Annotated in this window: 11 protein-coding genes; 4 read left to right on the top strand and 7 right to left on the bottom strand. The window is 46.6% G+C overall.

Going from position 1 to position 16,430, the window contains the following annotated elements:
* Positions 1-37 precede the first annotated feature (37 nt).
* A complete protein-coding gene (argS, locus tag FW767_RS01175) occupies positions 38-1,822 on the bottom strand; it encodes an arginine--tRNA ligase (protein ID WP_121697943.1) in 1,785 nt (594 codons plus the stop codon).
* A 183-nt stretch (positions 1,823-2,005) separates the two neighbouring features.
* On the opposite strand from argS, the gene nadB reads away from it, so the two are divergent.
* On the top strand, positions 2,006-3,577 hold the full coding sequence (gene nadB / locus FW767_RS01170) for an L-aspartate oxidase (protein WP_121697944.1): 1,572 nt from the start codon (positions 2,006-2,008) through the stop codon (positions 3,575-3,577).
* 45 nt (positions 3,578-3,622) lie between these two features.
* Positions 3,623-4,255: a DUF4294 domain-containing protein gene (locus tag FW767_RS01165; protein WP_121697945.1), complete on the top strand. Its 633-nt coding sequence runs from the start codon at positions 3,623-3,625 to the stop codon at positions 4,253-4,255.
* Here FW767_RS01165 and FW767_RS01160 read toward each other — a convergent pair.
* The 6 genes from FW767_RS01160 to FW767_RS01135 form a co-directional block, all read right to left on the bottom strand.
* Positions 4,252-4,773: a hypothetical protein gene (locus FW767_RS01160; protein WP_121697946.1), complete on the bottom strand. Its 522-nt coding sequence runs from the start codon at positions 4,771-4,773 to the stop codon at positions 4,252-4,254. The two genes, FW767_RS01165 and FW767_RS01160, sit on opposite strands and share 4 nt — an antisense overlap.
* 82 nt (positions 4,774-4,855) lie before the next feature.
* Positions 4,856-7,201: a type IX secretion system anionic LPS delivery protein PorZ gene (porZ, locus tag FW767_RS01155; protein ID WP_121697947.1), complete on the bottom strand. Its 2,346-nt coding sequence runs from the start codon at positions 7,199-7,201 to the stop codon at positions 4,856-4,858.
* 68 nt (positions 7,202-7,269) lie between these two features.
* Positions 7,270-7,848, bottom strand: coding sequence for a non-canonical purine NTP diphosphatase (locus FW767_RS01150; RefSeq protein ID WP_121697948.1), 579 nt, complete (start codon positions 7,846-7,848; stop codon positions 7,270-7,272).
* 34 nt (positions 7,849-7,882) lie between these two features.
* Complete coding sequence (gene leuS, locus FW767_RS01145) at positions 7,883-10,654, bottom strand: leucine--tRNA ligase (protein ID WP_121697949.1); 2,772 nt, start codon at positions 10,652-10,654, stop codon at positions 7,883-7,885.
* 19 nt (positions 10,655-10,673) lie between these two features.
* The gene (gene nadA / locus FW767_RS01140; protein ID WP_121698075.1) at positions 10,674-11,636 is read right to left on the bottom strand and encodes a quinolinate synthase NadA; all 963 of its coding nucleotides are present in this window, start codon (positions 11,634-11,636) and stop codon (positions 10,674-10,676) included.
* A gap of 655 nt (positions 11,637-12,291) precedes the next feature.
* Positions 12,292-13,305: a malate dehydrogenase gene (locus tag FW767_RS01135; RefSeq protein WP_121697950.1), complete on the bottom strand. Its 1,014-nt coding sequence runs from the start codon at positions 13,303-13,305 to the stop codon at positions 12,292-12,294.
* Positions 13,306-13,474: 169 nt separating this feature from the next.
* Between FW767_RS01135 and FW767_RS01130 the strand changes: the two genes are divergently transcribed.
* Complete coding sequence (locus FW767_RS01130) at positions 13,475-14,932, top strand: tagaturonate reductase (RefSeq protein ID WP_235897923.1); 1,458 nt, start codon at positions 13,475-13,477, stop codon at positions 14,930-14,932.
* On the top strand, positions 14,907-16,391 hold the full coding sequence (locus FW767_RS01125; RefSeq protein ID WP_121697952.1) for a UxaA family hydrolase: 1,485 nt from the start codon (positions 14,907-14,909) through the stop codon (positions 16,389-16,391). The genes FW767_RS01130 and FW767_RS01125 overlap by 26 nt, the downstream gene beginning before the upstream one ends.
* Positions 16,392-16,430: the final 39 nt, after the last annotated feature.

The following is a 16,430-nucleotide window of genomic DNA, read 5'->3' as shown; positions in this document are numbered from 1 at the left end:
AGGTCAAATATATCGTTATAAATGTTAATTTTATTTATTACATGCGCTCGGGCACCTCTATGCCAAGCAGTCCCATACCGCTCTTCACAACCTCGGCCACCTCGGCGCTCAGAGCAAGACGCATCGACCTCACAGCGTCGTCGGTCTCGTTAAGTATGGAATAGTCGTGGTAGAACTGGTTGTACTCCTTTACAAGGTCATAGACGTAATTGGCTATGAGCGCAGGCGAATAGCTGCGTCCGGCTTCGGCTACCACCGACGGATAATCGGCAAGATGCTGTATGAGCGATATCTCCTTGTCGTTGGGCACAACGGTGTCGTATCCTTCAGGCTTGTAACCGGCATCGGCGGCCTTGCGGAGAACCGAACGTATACGGGCGTAGGTGTATTGGATGAAGGGTCCCGTGTTACCGTTGAAGTCTATCGACTCCTTGGGATTGAAAGTCATGTTTTTGCGCGGGTCGACCTTAAGCAGGAAGTATTTCAGAGCTCCGAGACCAACTATACGTGCTATCTCCGCGGCCTCTTCGGTAGTGAAGTCGCCCTTGCCGCGCTCTGCCGATACCTCGCGGGCACCCTCGATCATCTCGTCCATAAGGTCGTCGGCATCAACTACCGTACCCTCTCGGCTCTTCATCTTGCCTTCAGGAAGTTCGACCATGCCGTAGGAGAAGTGCACGAGATCCTTACCCCACTTGAAGCCGAGACGGTCAAGAAGCAGTGACAGTACTTGAAAGTGATAGTTCTGCTCATTGCCTACGACATAAATCATCTTGTCGATGGGAAAATCCTGATAACGGAGTTTGGCGGTACCGATATCCTGTGTCATATATACAGAAGTGCCGTCGCTGCGCAGAAGCAACTTGTGGTCAAGACCGGCATCGGTAAGGTCGGCCCATACCGAGCCGTCATCCTTCCTGTACATGATGCCCTTGTCAAGTCCTTCGAGCACTTTCTCCTTGCCCTCGAGATAGGTATCGCTCTCGTAGTATATCTTGTCGAAGTCCACGCCGAGACGCTTGTAGGTAGCATCGAAGCCTGCATAGACCCAATTATTCATCATTTCCCACAATCCGCGCACCTCAGGGTCTTTGTTCTCCCAGCTGCGCAGCATCTCGCGGGCCTCAAGCATGAGCGGCGACGCCTTTTCAGCCTCTTCCTGCGACATGCCTTCATCCATCAGCTTTTTTATCTCGGCTTTATAGTGCTTGTCAAAGAGTACATAAAAGTCACCTATGAGATGGTCGCCCTTTTTGCCGGTCGACTCGGGAGTAGCTCCCTCGCCCCACTTGCGCCAAGCAAGCATAGACTTGCATATGTGTATGCCGCGGTCGTTGACTATATTGGTCTTTACGACACGGTTGCCGCATGCCTTGAGTATCTGCGACAGGCTGTAGCCGAGCAGATTGTTGCGCATGTGTCCGAGATGGAGCGGCTTGTTAGTGTTGGGCGACGAGTATTCCACCATGACCAGCGGACTTTCGGGAGTCACGGGCACTGTGCCATAGTCGGGAGTCTCGCTTATGTGGCGCAGCATCGACATGAAGTAAGTAGGCTCAATGACTATGTTGAGGAAGCCCTTTATGACGTTGTAGCGGTTTACTGCCGGCTCGTTGTCCACAAGCCAGTCACCTATCTCCTTGCCAACGGCTTCAGGGGCTTTGCGTGCGGCTTTCACCCACGGAAATACCACTACCGTAAGATTGCCTTCAAACTCTTTCTTGGTAGTCTGGGGCACTATTGACGACGGGTCAGTCTCAACTCCGTAAAGCGCGTTGACGGCCCGGGCCACCGCTTGCGCTATGATATTATCAATCGACATCTCTTTATCTTTTTATGTTTCAGTGTACAAAGATACTTATTTTATCGCTATTGAAAAAACAGCCTTTACCTATACTTAGACAAAAATCATGCCATAATGCCAAAATAATGTACTATTAAAACACACTTGATGCTAATTACTCAAAATTTATTACCTTTGCGCTTGATAATTAATCATTGAGCTATGACTTACGAATATGATTATCTCGTTGTAGGATCGGGTATAGCCGGCATGAGCTTTGCCCTCAAAGTAGCCCGCACAGGCAGAGTGGCGCTCATATGCAAGACCGACCTTGAAGACGCCAACACTTACTTCGCGCAAGGTGGCGTGGCTTCCGTGACCAATCTCGAAGTAGACAATTTTGACAAGCATATCGAAGACACCATGATAGCGGGCGACTTCCTTAGCGACAGAGAGGCTGTGGAAAAGGTGGTCAAAGGCGCGCCGGAGCAGATAAAAGCTCTTATTGACTGGGGTGTAAACTTCGACAAAAACGAAAACGGCGACTTTGATCTGCATCGCGAAGGGGGCCACTCCGAATTTCGTATTCTGCATCATAAAGACAATACCGGTGCCGAAATACAGGAGAGCCTCATAAAGGCCGTGAAAGCCGACAAGAACATCGACATATATGAAGGACACTTCGCTATCGAGATAATAACACAGCATCATCTGGGCAAGATAGTGACACGCCGCACTCCCGACACCACATGCTACGGCGCCTACGTACTCGACCCCAAGACAGGAAAAGTCGACACATTTCTCGCCAAAGTCACTCTTATGGCCACAGGAGGTGTAGGCGCGGTATACACCACTACCACCAACCCGCTTGTAGCGACAGGCGACGGCATAGCTATGGTATACAGAGCCAAAGGTACGGTAAAAGACATGGAGTTCATCCAGTTTCACCCCACAGCGCTGTATCATCCCGGCGACCGGCCGTCATTCCTGATAACCGAAGCCATGAGAGGATACGGAGCGGTACTGCGCAATCTGCGCGGCGAGGAGTTCATGCAAAAGTACGACCCACGTCTGTCGCTTGCTCCGCGCGACATAGTGGCCCGCGCCATAGACTCGGAAATGAAGCTGTACGGCGACGACCATGTATATCTCGACGTGACCCACAAAGATCCGGAAGAGACAAAAAAGCACTTCCCCAACATATATCAGAAGTGCCTTTCGCTCGGCATCGACATAACGAAAGACTACATACCCGTAGCACCGGCAGCCCACTATCTGTGCGGAGGCATAAAAGTGGACGCAAACGGAGAGTCATCAATCAAGCGTCTGTACGCAGTGGGCGAGTGTTCGTGCACCGGACTCCACGGAGGCAACAGACTGGCATCTAACTCATTGATAGAAGCAGTAGTCTATGCCGATGCAGCCGCAAAACACGCAATGGAGGTCAAGGATCACTATACATACCGTCATGACGTGCCCGAATGGAACGACGAAGGAACACGACACCCCGAGGAGATGGTGCTTATAACACAAAGCATAAAGGAAGTAGGACAGATAATGTCAACCTACGTAGGCATAGTAAGGAGTGATCTGCGACTAAAACGTGCTTGGAACCGGCTCGACATACTCTACGAGGAGACCGAACGTCTGTTTAAGCGCTCCAAAGCAAGCCGCGAGATATGCGAACTGCGCAACATAATCAACGTAGGATACCTCATAATGCGTCAGGCTATGGAACGCAAAGAGTCGCGAGGACTGCACTACACCGTCGATTATCCTCATGTAAGTCATTAACATTCACAATATACGATTCAGGGAACACACAGCGTTATATAACATATGAGAATATACTTCTTTCTGCTTATAATGATAGCTGGAATGCTTGGAGCCGGTGCTCAAAAAACCGACGCCAACGGTGTGCCGGTACCTCCCGATCCGAAGCAGAAAGAGGCCAAAGGCCGTTATCATTTTGTCGACGAACATGGCGACACCCTGATGATGGTCGTGCTCAACAATATAACAGTATTTCCGCAGCTTAAATTCAAAAACAAGAAGCAAGAACAGTTTTACTGGCGTACGGTACGTGATGTCAAACGCACCCTACCCTATGCCAAACTCATAGCCGAAACACTGCTTGAGACATATGAGTACATAGAGACTTTCCCGACTCAGAAAGAGCGTGAGGAGTATCTGTCACAGATGGAGAAAGAAATATTTGCCCAATATAAACCCGAACTGAAAAAGTTTACCAAGTCGCAGGGCAAAATGCTCGTAAAACTGATAAACCGTGAGACCAACCAAAACAGTTATTCTATACTGAAAGCCTTTTTAGGCACATTTCGCGCCGGTTTCTGGCAGACATTCGGACGCTTCTTCGGCGTAAACCTGAAAAGTTCCTATAGCCCCGATAAAAACAAAGATGACGCCATAATAGAACGTGTATGCGTCATGGTGGAGCAAGGACAGCTCTAAAGCATATTGAGTGACCGAAGCTGCTCGATAACCTCGCCGCGTGTAAGCCTACGCTGTTTTTTCAGTTCACGGGCAAAATCATGGGCCAGCTCCTGAACACCCGTGTGATTGAACACTCTGTAAAGATAATTGTAACTCTTATTGAACAGGCGCTCTATCTCGTCGCTTTCAAGAGAACATGTCTCGCGTCCTTCGTTATCGAAAAGCTCAAGAAGCTCCTTGCGCATGTCGGCGGTGACATCGTTGTGATGCAGCACATAACTGCGACAGAGTATATTGCCCAAAAGCATGCCCATAGTCACCTGATAATGCTGCAATATATGATTCCACGATACTTTGGCTGACAGTCCCGGATTGCCGTTGTAATAGAAATCGGGAGTAAACTCGACCGTTTCATCGGCGGGAGCATCAAGAGATACGGCCGCAAGCACATTTTCGGCATCCCATACCACCATACTTATGGCCATACCTGTTATGCCATAACATTTATCGTTTTCATCAATATATTTCAGTTTCATAATCGACGTACTATTATAGGGTCAGTTTATTAACGCCAAATATAGCTATTTGGACGGAAATAAATACATATTTTTTACTTTTTTAATTCACAACCAGTATTTTTGTCACCACGCTCTCATGACCGCTTCCGGCCGAGGACACAAGTACATAATACACTCCCGTAGCCACACGTCTGCCCGATGCCGAGGTTACATTCCAGCGAGCCATTCCACCTTGCGAACGGGTCTGATAAAACACATTTCCGGCCGCATCGGCTATCTTGACGAGAGAGCCTTCTTTAAGTCCTTTTATAACTACGTCACCGCTATAGCCGGTACGTACCGGATTGGGGTAAGCGGATATTTCCGAGTAATCTTCGGCGGCGGGAAGAGCATCGCAGCCATACTCCACCACTCCGGCACGTGTGCCTATATAAACGGAGTTGCCGCGAGGGTCACAGAGAAGCGACAGCACCTCATCAGAAGGAAGAAATCCGTTATCGGTATTGAAGTTGTAAAGTATCTCCTTGCCGTCGGCGCTTACCACATATACACCAGAGGTGTTTGTACCTAACCATTTGCGATTGCTTCCGTCGACCGACACGGCCGTCACGCTCATATTGCCGAGCAGATAGTCGGCATATGACGTACCGTCGTTTCTCGGCACTTTCACACGCTCTATAGGGCAACTGACGTCAAGCATATCGGCAGGATGTTTTATAACAAACACACCATTGTCTGTGCCTACCCATACGGCTCCCGACTTGTCTTCCGCCATAGCGAAAATACATACCGGGCCAAACGGTTTACCGTCTTGGTCATAAAACATATTTCTCACGTTGTACCGGTCATCGGAAGTACTCTCCACATTAGCGCCAGTATGATAAGTAACCAGATTACGGTCGCGGTAACCGTCTGATATCAGTACTATATCTTTATTCTGAGGCGACATACACGGAAGTATTATGGTATTTCTGGCATCGAATGAGCCGAAGCCGTCTATGTCGAGCACTATCCAGTCGGTGGCGGCGACACTTCCCGGAGTACGCCGCGAGTCAGGCAATACGGCAATTGTAATATCGCCCTTGGCATTGTATCCGTAACACCAAAGATTGTTCTGCAAGTCTATGGCAACGGCCGGAAAAGCCAATATATAATCGAGCTCCGCGGGCATATTGGTCCAGTCATATTTGTCGGTCTGCCTGCCGTCCTTGAATCTGAATATGCCTTCATACCATGTGCCTATATAAATGACTCCCTCCTCTTTGCGGTCAACCGCTATATTAAAGCCGGTTTTCAGTCTACCGCCTGAATTATGGTTACGCAAGGTCACCTCATCGGAAGCAGGTGTTACATCGCGTGTAAATCCGGCTTCGATCTCTGTCAGCGTCATAGGGCCGTTTTCGTTATAAAAACGGAGGTCATTACGCGAACTGCGGTTTGACACATAAATTTTGTCATTTAACGGATCGGCGGCAATATACCAAGCGCCGGTGTCAAGAAATGTAGCCTGAGGTCTTGCAGGCAAAACGTCTACAACACCCTCAGCCGTAAAGTGTCCGAGACCGCATGTGTTTATATACCACATGCTTCCGTCGGATGTTATCGAATGACAACGTGTATTGCCCTGTTTTCTAACGTTTTCAGGTATCTTATATGTCTTTACCGTGCCTGATGCGTCTACAATACCATATTCGTCGCGGTTTGCCAGAAGAGCCTTGCCGTCACATATCATTACATAGTCCGATGCCCCGGCTATTCTCTTCTTGACCGCTCTGCCCTCTGCAAAATCCAATTCCACCGAATATGAATCCTTACCGTCGGTGGCAATCATAAGCCTGTCAGACACAGCCTCCATCGACACGGCACCGGACTGATCCAAGACAACATACCTGTCAATATCGGAAAGACGCACATCGAAGGGTTTATACATAAGGCACCCGTCAATAGACACTACAAGCTTTCCATCGGCAACGGTAACGGCAGAAACCGGCCGGTTAAACACAGCCGACTCTTTGACAAGAAAATTCTTAAGGTCTATCCTCACTATGCCGAAATTACCCGCCACATAGCAGTCACTGCCAGAAAAAGCCACGTCATTAAGCGAACGGTCACCTATATTCGAGGCATCTTTTATATCACCTACATTGACTATGTCACCGGCATCCGTGATAACATCTATATTGCCGTTGTCATATAGCACGACAAGCAGTCCTGACGCATTATTGTAAAATATATTGTCGACGACCACATCATTAAGGCCGTTTACAAGGTTATAACCGTAAGTCTCACCGCTTTTTTTATCATAACCGTACAGATTACGGTCACAAACATAATATACCTTGTCTTTACAGTCGATCACCTTATAAGTGTCAGGACCGTAATTGTTGTAGTAACGCCACTCCCCTACCGGCACATCACCGTATAACGGCATTGTACCTGTCATCATGATACACAATGACAGTACAAAAAATCCAATAGCCGATACGACGGACCTTTTACCCAATGCCACGACTGTCAACTGACGAGTATATTCTTAAGTTTGGCGGTGGCACGCGCTCTGTGGCTTATTGAGTTTTTCTCTTTTGAGTCCATCTCGGCAAACGTCTTGTCGTAACCATCCGGAACGAACACGGGGTCATAGCCGAAACCGTTGTCACCGCGCAATTCGTCTATAATACGGCCTTTTACTATACCGTCGACAAGAGTTGCCTTATCGCCCTCCACAAGTGCTATGACGGTGCGGAAACGCGCGGCTCGATTGCTCTCTTTCTGAAGGTTCTTCATAAGAAGAGCCACATTTGCCGCAGAATCATGTCCCGGACCGGCATAACGCGCCGAATACACACCGGGAGCGCCGTCAAGCGCTTCGACTTCAAGACCGGTGTCATCGGCAAAACAGTCATAGCCGTAATGCTCTTTTACATATCTTGCCTTTATCTCGGCATTTCCCTCAAGCGTATCGGCGGTTTCGGGTATATCCTCTTTACAGCCTATATCGCCCAGTCCGAGTACCTGAAAATCTTTACCGAGTATGGCTCTTATCTCTTCAAGTTTATGAGCGTTATTGGTGGCAAACACTATTTTTCTCGTCATGAGCGATATATTTTGTAATTATTGTTTAGCGATGTTATCCTATGACTATGTTTACTATCTTTCCGGGAACTACGATAATCTTCTTAACCGACTTCCCTTCAAGCCACTTGGCCGCACCTTCGTGTTCGAGAGCTATCTTCTCTACCTCTTCGCGAGGAGTATCGGCAGCCACTTCAATATTGAAACGCGCCTTACCGTTGAACGACACCGCCATAGTTACCGTATCCTCCTTAAGATAGTCTTCATTGCATTCAGGCCATTCGGCATCGCATATGCTGCCTGAATTGCCTATGGCGTGCCATAGTTCCTCCGTGATATGCGGAGCAAATGGAGCAAGTACTACAAGCAGTTGTTCAAGTACCTCCTTGCTGTGACATTTCATCGAGGTAAGATCGTTGACACATATCATGAATGCGGCTATAGAGGTATTGTAAGAGAAGTTCTCTATATCCCAAGTCACCTTTTTTATGAGCTTGTGAAGCGCTTTAAGAGCCTCTTTCGAAGGTTTGTCATCGTTTACAAGCATTGTATCGCCTTTATAGAAAAGAGCCCACAGACGCTTCAGGAAACGATTAACACCGTCTATGCCGTTAGTATCCCAAGGCTTGCTCTGCTCCAGCGGACCGAGGAACATCTCGTACAGACGCAGCGTATCGGCTCCGTAACGCTCCACTATGTCGTCGGGATTGACTACGTTGAACATGGACTTGGACATTTTCTCCACCGCATAGCCGCATACATATCTGCCGTCCTCGAGTATGAACTCAGCATCATTGAATTCCGGACGCCATGCGCGGAATTTGTCCATATCAAGTATGTCATTGCTCACTATATTGACATCAACATGTATGGGAGTCACGTCATAATCCTTTTTCAGACCCGACGACACAAAAGTATTGGTGTCCTTAATACGGTATACAAAGTTTGAGCGACCCTGTATCATACCCTGATTTATGAGTTTCTTGAAAGGTTCGTCCTTAACCACCTTACCGAGGTCATAAAGAAACTTATTCCAGAAACGGCTGTATATAAGATGTCCTGTAGCATGCTCCGTACCGCCTATGTAAAGATCCACATCCTGCCAGTAACCGTTGGCTTCTTCCGACACGAGCGCCTTGTCATTGCGGGGGTCCATATATCGCAAATAATAGGCTGATGAACCTGCGAAACCGGGCATAGTATTGAGTTCAAGCTGATATCCGTCCTCGGTATGCCACTCTTTGGCACGTCCCAGCGGAGGCTCTCCGGTCTCGGTAGGCAGAAATTTATCCACTTCAGGCAGAAGCAGCGGCAGCTTGCTCTCGTCAAGCAGATGAGGTATGCCGTCCTTGTAATATACAGGGAACGGCTCGCCCCAGTAACGCTGACGGCTGAATATGGCATCGCGCAAACGGTAATTGACCTTCACCTTGCCTATGCCTTTCTGTTCTATAAAGCGTTTTGTAGCGGCTATGGCGTCCTTTACCTCCATGCCGTTAAGATTGAGTTCCTCGCCGGCGGAGTTTATCATTTTACCCGACTTGGCATCAAAACTCTCTTCACTTACGTCGCAACCCTCGATAAGCGGAATGACAGGCAGGTCGAAATGCTTGGCAAAGGCATAGTCGCGGCTGTCATGGGCAGGTACGGCCATGATGGCTCCCGTGCCGTATCCGGCAAGAACATAGTCGCTAACCCATACCGGTATATTCTTACCCGTAAGAGGATTTATGGCATAAGCTCCGGTAAACACACCCGATACATTCTTCTCGATCATACGCTCGCGCTCGGTCTTGTGCTTGACTTCGTTTATATAAGCCTCCACTGCTTCCTTTCGGTCAGGAGTTGTAATCATGTTCACATATGCGCTTTCGGGAGCAAGTACCATGAAAGTGACACCGAATACAGTATCGGCACGTGTAGTGAATATCTCAAGTTCCACGTCGCTGTCAGCAATCCGGAAGCGCATCTCGGCACCTTCGGAGCGTCCTATCCAGTTGCGTTGGGTCTCTTTAAGAGAGTCGGTCCAGTCTATGCTGTCAAGACCGTCGAGCAACCGCTGCGCATAAGCCGACACACGAAGACACCACTGATACATGAGTTTCTGCTCTACCGGATAGCCGCCTCTTATCGACAATCCCTCGCTCACCTCGTCATTGGCAAGCACGGTGCCGAGCTTCGGACACCAGTTCACCATCGTATTGCCGAGGTAGGCTATACGGTAATTCATCAACACATCGTTTTTCTCCTTATCGGAGTAAGCCTTCCACTCGTCTGCTGTAAACTGAAGCTCTTTTCCACAGGCGGCATTCACTTCTTTTGTACCGTTTTTCTCAAACTCGACCACAAGATCAGCTATAGGCATAGCCTTGTCGGCATTCCTGTCATAGTAGCTGTTGAACATCTGCATGAAAGCCCACTGTGTCCATTTATAATACTCCGGATCACAAGTCTTGATCTCGCGGTCCCAGTCATAGCAGAAACCTATCTTGTCAAGCTGACTGCGGTAACGGTCTATGTTCTGACGGGTGGTTACCTCAGGATGCTGACCGGTCTGTATGGCATACTGCTCGGCGGGAAGTCCGTAGGCATCGTAACCCATAGGATGCAATACATTAAAGCCCTGCAGACGTTTATAGCGCGAAAAGATATCGCTTGCTATATATCCGAGCGGATGGCCTACATGAAGTCCCGCACCCGATGGATAAGGAAACATGTCAAGAACATAAAATTTGGGTCTCGACTTATCTATTTCGGCTTTATACACATTGTTTTCTTTCCAATATTTCTGCCAGCGGCTCTCTATGTCTCTGTGATTGTATTCCATTTTTATACGGTAGTTTTATTTATATTCCTAATTTTTCGCTTATCTCAAGCATACGCTCGATAGGACGGCGTGCCTTCTCCGCTATTTCAGAGTCGACCTCCACTTTCGGGCTCTCGTTTTTAAGACAGTCATACAGCTTCTGCATAGTGTTGAGCTTCATGTACGAGCAGTCGTTGCACGCACAGGTGGAGTCATTGGGAGGAGCGGGAATGAAGGTCTTGTCAGGACAACGCTTCTGCATCTCGTGTATTATACCGCTCTCCGTGGCCACTATGAACTCATTGGCATCACTGTTCACGGCATAATTTAAAAGAGCGGCAGTGGATCCTATCTTGTCAGCGAGGATAAGCAGCTGCTTCTTGCACTCGGGATGTGCGAGCACCTTTGCCGACGGATACTGACGCTTCAGCCCGGCTATCTTTTCTATCGAGAATTGTTCATGTACATGACAGGCTCCGTTCCACAGCTTCATATTGCGACCGGTCACCGAATTTATATAGTTGCCGAGATTACGGTCGGGACCGAATATAATAGGTGTGTCCTCCGGAAAACTCTCTACTATCTGCCGTGCGTTTGATGATGTGACAAGCACGTCGGTAAGAGCCTTTACTCCGGCCGATGTATTGACATAGCTGATTACTGTATGATCCGGATTATCGTCAATGAACTTCTTGAACTCTTCGGCATCGCAACTGTCGGCCAACGAACATCCGGCATCCATGTCGGGAATCAGTACAGTCTTATCCGGACAAAGTATCTTCGCCGTTTCACCCATAAAGTTGACTCCACACAATACTATAACAGGCTGAGTGAGTTTTGAAGCTATCTGGGCCAAAGCAAGGCTGTCGCCTATATAGTCGGCTATATCCTGAATTTCGCCCTTCTGATAGTAGTGGGCGAGTATTACCGCATTCTTTTCTTCCTTAAGCCGGAGTATTTCCTCTCTGATATTTTTAATATCAGATTCATCTGACACCGCCATGGACACATAGCCTTTTTCAGTACTTGATTCCATTATTGAATATTTTATTAATCTCCTGATTGCAAAGATACGACATTTTTTCTTACTTATATATAAGTAGCAGCGCCCGGCTGTTGTCATCAACATCACTTTTTATTTTTATGAAAATTTTCTTTTAAAGATTTTCTTTTAGGGTAGTAGTTATTGATGTTGATAGTAAAGATAAAATTATAGGTGTTTTGTTGTATAATAAGTTATTACTCGAAGAATTAAGGTTATCATACTGTTATCTACATGTCAAATGACTTATAATTAAATACTTGAACTGTTTATTTACATACTGTTGATAACGCTGTGTGTAGATAAAAAACTTAGGTTGGGAAGGTTTATAAGTGTAGATTTCATGGTTTATAAGAGGGTCACATTTATTGTAAAACTTATTTTGATTATGTCATAGATGCATTGTATTGTTTATTTTCATATGAAATGCAAATCAAGTTGTCAAAAATTGCTTAAAACTTATCAAGGGTTATCTACAACTTTATTGACATAGTATTTTGACATTTATTAAAAACTGATTTATCATGGTGAATGATAGGTCTATATAAATGAACATCCGTTATACATTTGATAATGCAAATGTATAACGGATGCTTTGATTGTACTTTAATAAACTCTATATGGTAGGATTGTCGATATACTGATTGAGCTTATGCCATTCTTCGATGCGCGGCAGTACACCCATATCTATAACCTCATCACGAAGTTTGCACAGGTGTTCGTAACTCTTTTCAAGTTCTTTGTTCTCCTCGGGAGTACCGCTGACTTCTTTGTATGTGACACCGTCTTTTGTTATGGAGGTCTCCATAGCCATCATTATATGTTTGAATTTATCGTCGTTTACATATGTGCCGGCCGGCCAGCGGAACGGCTTGCCTCCCATAGCTGCGGCTATCATTTCTATCGACAGATAGGCGGGGCTTTGGAATGATGAACGTCCGCGGAGTTCTATGATATTTTTACCGCCTTGGATGACTCTTGTTTTCAATGCTTCCCAGTCGGCTGCCGGCAGTATGCCTTCATCTATAAGTTCTTTGAGAGGTTTGCCCTTTACGGTAGTTGTCGATTCAAAGACTGCCATCTGTTCGCCATGGCCGCCGTAAGTACGTGAATTGTTTATTTCCGAAGCGGGAATTTTGAAATATTTAGCGAGTTCGCTCTGCAGGCGTGTGCTGTCAAGCGCTGCAAGTGTAGTTACACATGACGGTTTTACTCCCGAATATATAAGGGTGATAAGTCCGGTGATGTCGGCCGGATTGAAAACCACTACGATGTGTTTTACATCAGGACAGTATTTGCGTACATCCTTGCCGAATTGCTCCGCTATCTCTGCATTACCTTTTAGAAGATCCTCACGGGTCATGCCTGCCTTACGCGCCGCACCGCCTGACGACACTATATATTTAGCACCGGTGAGGGCTTCTTTGATGTCGGAAGTATAAGTGATATTCACTCCTTCAAAACCGCAATGAAACATCTCCTCCGCCACTCCTTCAAGAGCGGGGGCATATGGGTCATACAGACATATGTTGGGAGTTAGGTGCATCATTAGTGCGGTCTGGGCCATATTGGAGCCTATCATACCGGCCGCACCTACAATTGTAAATTTGTCATTGGTTAGAAATTCCATAATTACGTAATTTTTGTTTGGTTTGGTAATAATTATTATGTAATATATTTCAACAATTGATAATGCCGATAGGTTTATAAAATTTATATGTTCTTGCTGATAATAGATTTTATTTTCTCCGGGTTTATGAATAAATTTGTGTACGTAAACGATACACTGTCATATTGATATGTCATATATAAAGAAATCCGTACGCCCCGTAAGGGTACTGCAGTTTGGCGAAGGCAATTTTATTCGCGGGTTTGTCGACTGGATGTTCGATATCGCCAACGAAAAAGGGCTTACCGATACTTCCGTAGCAGTTGTGTCTCCCAGATTTAAGGAAAACTCTACCATAAAAAATATGCAGTCACAGGATTGCATTTATCATGTATGGCTTGAAGGAATAGAAAAAGGTCGGCCCAAATCGGAAAAACGTCTTGTAAAATGTGTGACCGACGCATTTTCTCCGGCTGTTGATTTTAAACGTTATGAACGCTATATTCTGTCGCCTGAACTGCGGTTTGTGGTTTCCAATACCACTGAAGCCGGCATCCGTTATGAGGATGATGACATTCTTTCTGAAACACCCGTTACCTTTCCCGGTAAAATAACTTCTCTTCTGTATCGTCGGTTCAGGCACTTTAACGGCGATAAAACCAAAGGCCTCATATTTTTGTGCTGTGAGCTAATAGAAAACAACGGGTCGGCACTGCGTGAGTATGTACTTCGACATGCCGCAGCAACACACCTTGAACCTGAGTTTTCAGAATGGATAAAAGACTCGTGTATATTTTGCAATACTCTTGTGGACCGTATTGTATCGGGTTTTCCCCATGACACTATAGATGAGGTGAGAGATGAGCTCGGATTTGATGACAGGCTGGTGGTTAAGGGAGAACTGTTTCACATATGGGCCATAGGATGTGAGAAGTATGCCGAAGTGCAGAAAGAACTGCCTCTTGACAAAGCCGGACTCAATGTGCTTTTCATGCCCGACATAAAATCTTTCCGTGAAAAGAAAGTGCGTATTCTTAACGGTTCTCATACGGGTATGGCGCCCATAGCTTTGCTTTCAGGCTGTGACACTGTACTTGACGCATTTGAAACTCCCGATATAAATCGGTTCATAAATGACATGACAGAACGCGAGGTACTTTCTGTTATGGATGGTGACATATCGGAGCTAAGGAGTTTTTCAAGAGATATTCTTGAACGTTTCCATAATCCGTTCATGCGCCACATGCTAAAATCTATAGCGCTTAACTCGCTGTCAAAGTGGGAGACACGCAATTTTCCTACTGTCCGCGACTTTTACAATAAGAAAGGTCTTATAGCCGATTTCGAGATTTTTACTTTTGCCGCACTTATGGCTTTATATTCACCTTACTCCGGCTTTATAGCGGAGGATGATGCCGCTAATATTGACGTCATACAAGGTATATGGGCTGATGGCGGTGACTATATTGATATTGTAAGAAAGATAACAGGAAGCGGTATATTTACAGATAATTTTGAAGAGGCTGTTCCGGGTTTCTCACAGAGAGCCGGGGAATACCTCCGGTCAATAATGACCGACGGTATGGATAGATCGTTGACGCTGTTTTTGAATACCCGTTGTAATGAAAAGAATATTGAAAATACATGATTCCGACAATGTGGCGGTAGCTCTTTCGGATGATATAGGCAAAGGCGATACATTTGATGGAATAACCTTGTCGGAAGATATTCCGCAAGGTCATAAATTTGCATTGAAGCCTATAGGCAAAGGTGAAGAAGTAATCAAATACGGTTATCCTATAGGTCATGCCACGGTTTCGATAGCTGTCGGTCAATGGGTTCACAGTCATAATCTTGTCACTTCGCTCGGCCCTGATGTAAAGTATGGGTATCATGCGGGTACATCACACAGGTCATGGAAGGTTGACGGCGATATACCCGTTATAAACGGTTATCTGCGTACGAGCGGCAATATGGGTATACGCAACGAATTATGGATTGTACCGACTGTTGGGTGTGTCAACGGAGCTGCATGTGCCATAGCCGAACGTGTCAGAAAAGAGTGTGAGCTGGTCAACATAGATGATGTACGTGCATTTACACATAATTACGGTTGTTCACAGCTTGGCGAGGATCATGTCAACACACGCAAGGCCCTTGCGGCATTGGCAAAGCATCCTAATGCCGGCGGAGTGCTCGTGCTCGGTCTGGGGTGCGAGAACAACGGCATATCGGCATTACGCGGTGAAATGGGCGATTTTGATACATCGCGCATACGGTTTCTTAACGCTCAGGATGTTGAGGATGAAGTGTCGGCAGGTTTTGAAATATGTAAGGAACTTGCATGCGTAATGAACGGTGACAGGCGGCAACCGCTTCCTGTCAGTATGCTTAAAGTAGGATTGAAATGCGGCGGCAGCGACGGATTGTCGGGTATAACGGCCAATCCTCTTGTAGGCCGTTTTTCAGACAGGCTTGTGGAGTGGGGAGGTACTACTGTGCTGACCGAAGTTCCGGAAATGTTTGGGGCCGAAACCATACTTATGGATAGAGCCGTAGACTGCGTTGTGTTTGACCGCATGGTAAATCTTATAAACGGCTTCAAGGATTATTTTCGCTCTTACGGGCAGCCTATATATGAAAATCCTTCTCCCGGAAATAAGACTGGCGGAATTACCACTCTGGAGGAAAAATCACTGGGATGCGTGCAGAAAGGAGGCTCTTCACCTGTAGTGGATGTGCTTTCATATGCACATGCAGTGACAAAACCCGGACTTAATGTCATACAAGCTCCGGGTAACGATCTTGTGGCGTCGACGGCGTTGGCTCTTTCAGGATGCCATATGGTGCTGTTCACGACAGGACGGGGTACGCCTTTCGGTACTTTTGTGCCTACACTTAAGATATCGACCAACACTCCTTTATCAGAACATAAAGCCAACTGGATTGACTTCAATGCCGGAGAAGTAGTCAACGGAGAGTCATGGGACTCCGCTTTGGCGAGGCTTATAGACAAAATAACGGCTGTGGCAAACGGTGCCGCATTGCGTCACGAACTCAATGGCGCAAAGGATATTGCCATTTTTAAGTCAGGAGTCACTCTTTAGAATAATCTAAGAAAAAATATACCGGACAGGGTTGGATTA

Origin of the sequence: Heminiphilus faecis (assembly GCF_008728965.1) — a bacterium.
GTDB classification, from domain to species: domain Bacteria; phylum Bacteroidota; class Bacteroidia; order Bacteroidales; family Muribaculaceae; genus Muribaculum; species Muribaculum faecis.
Note: the sequence above shows the minus strand (reverse complement) of the source record. Positions and strands in the feature narration are given on the sequence as shown.

Bases quoted from the DNA above. Each gene is read 5' to 3' on its own strand.
- leuS (WP_121697949.1), bottom strand. From the start codon at position 10,654: ATGGAATACAATCACAGAGACATAGAGAGCCGCTGGCAGAAATATTGG.
- FW767_RS01130 (WP_235897923.1), top strand. From the start codon at position 13,475: ATGTCATATATAAAGAAATCCGTACGCCCCGTAAGGGTACTGCAGTTT.
- nadA (WP_121698075.1), bottom strand. From the start codon at position 11,636: ATGGCGGTGTCAGATGAATCTGATATTAAAAATATCAGAGAGGAAATA.
- argS (WP_121697943.1), bottom strand. From the start codon at position 1,822: ATGTCGATTGATAATATCATAGCGCAAGCGGTGGCCCGGGCCGTCAAC.
- FW767_RS01135 (WP_121697950.1), bottom strand. From the start codon at position 13,305: ATGGAATTTCTAACCAATGACAAATTTACAATTGTAGGTGCGGCCGGT.
- FW767_RS01125 (WP_121697952.1), top strand. From the start codon at position 14,907: ATGAAAAGAATATTGAAAATACATGATTCCGACAATGTGGCGGTAGCT.
- FW767_RS01160 (WP_121697946.1), bottom strand. From the start codon at position 4,773: ATGAAACTGAAATATATTGATGAAAACGATAAATGTTATGGCATAACA.
- nadB (WP_121697944.1), top strand. From the start codon at position 2,006: ATGACTTACGAATATGATTATCTCGTTGTAGGATCGGGTATAGCCGGC.
- porZ (WP_121697947.1), bottom strand. From the start codon at position 7,201: ATGATGACAGGTACAATGCCGTTATACGGTGATGTGCCGGTAGGGGAG.
- FW767_RS01150 (WP_121697948.1), bottom strand. From the start codon at position 7,848: ATGACGAGAAAAATAGTGTTTGCCACCAATAACGCTCATAAACTTGAA.
- FW767_RS01165 (WP_121697945.1), top strand. From the start codon at position 3,623: ATGAGAATATACTTCTTTCTGCTTATAATGATAGCTGGAATGCTTGGA.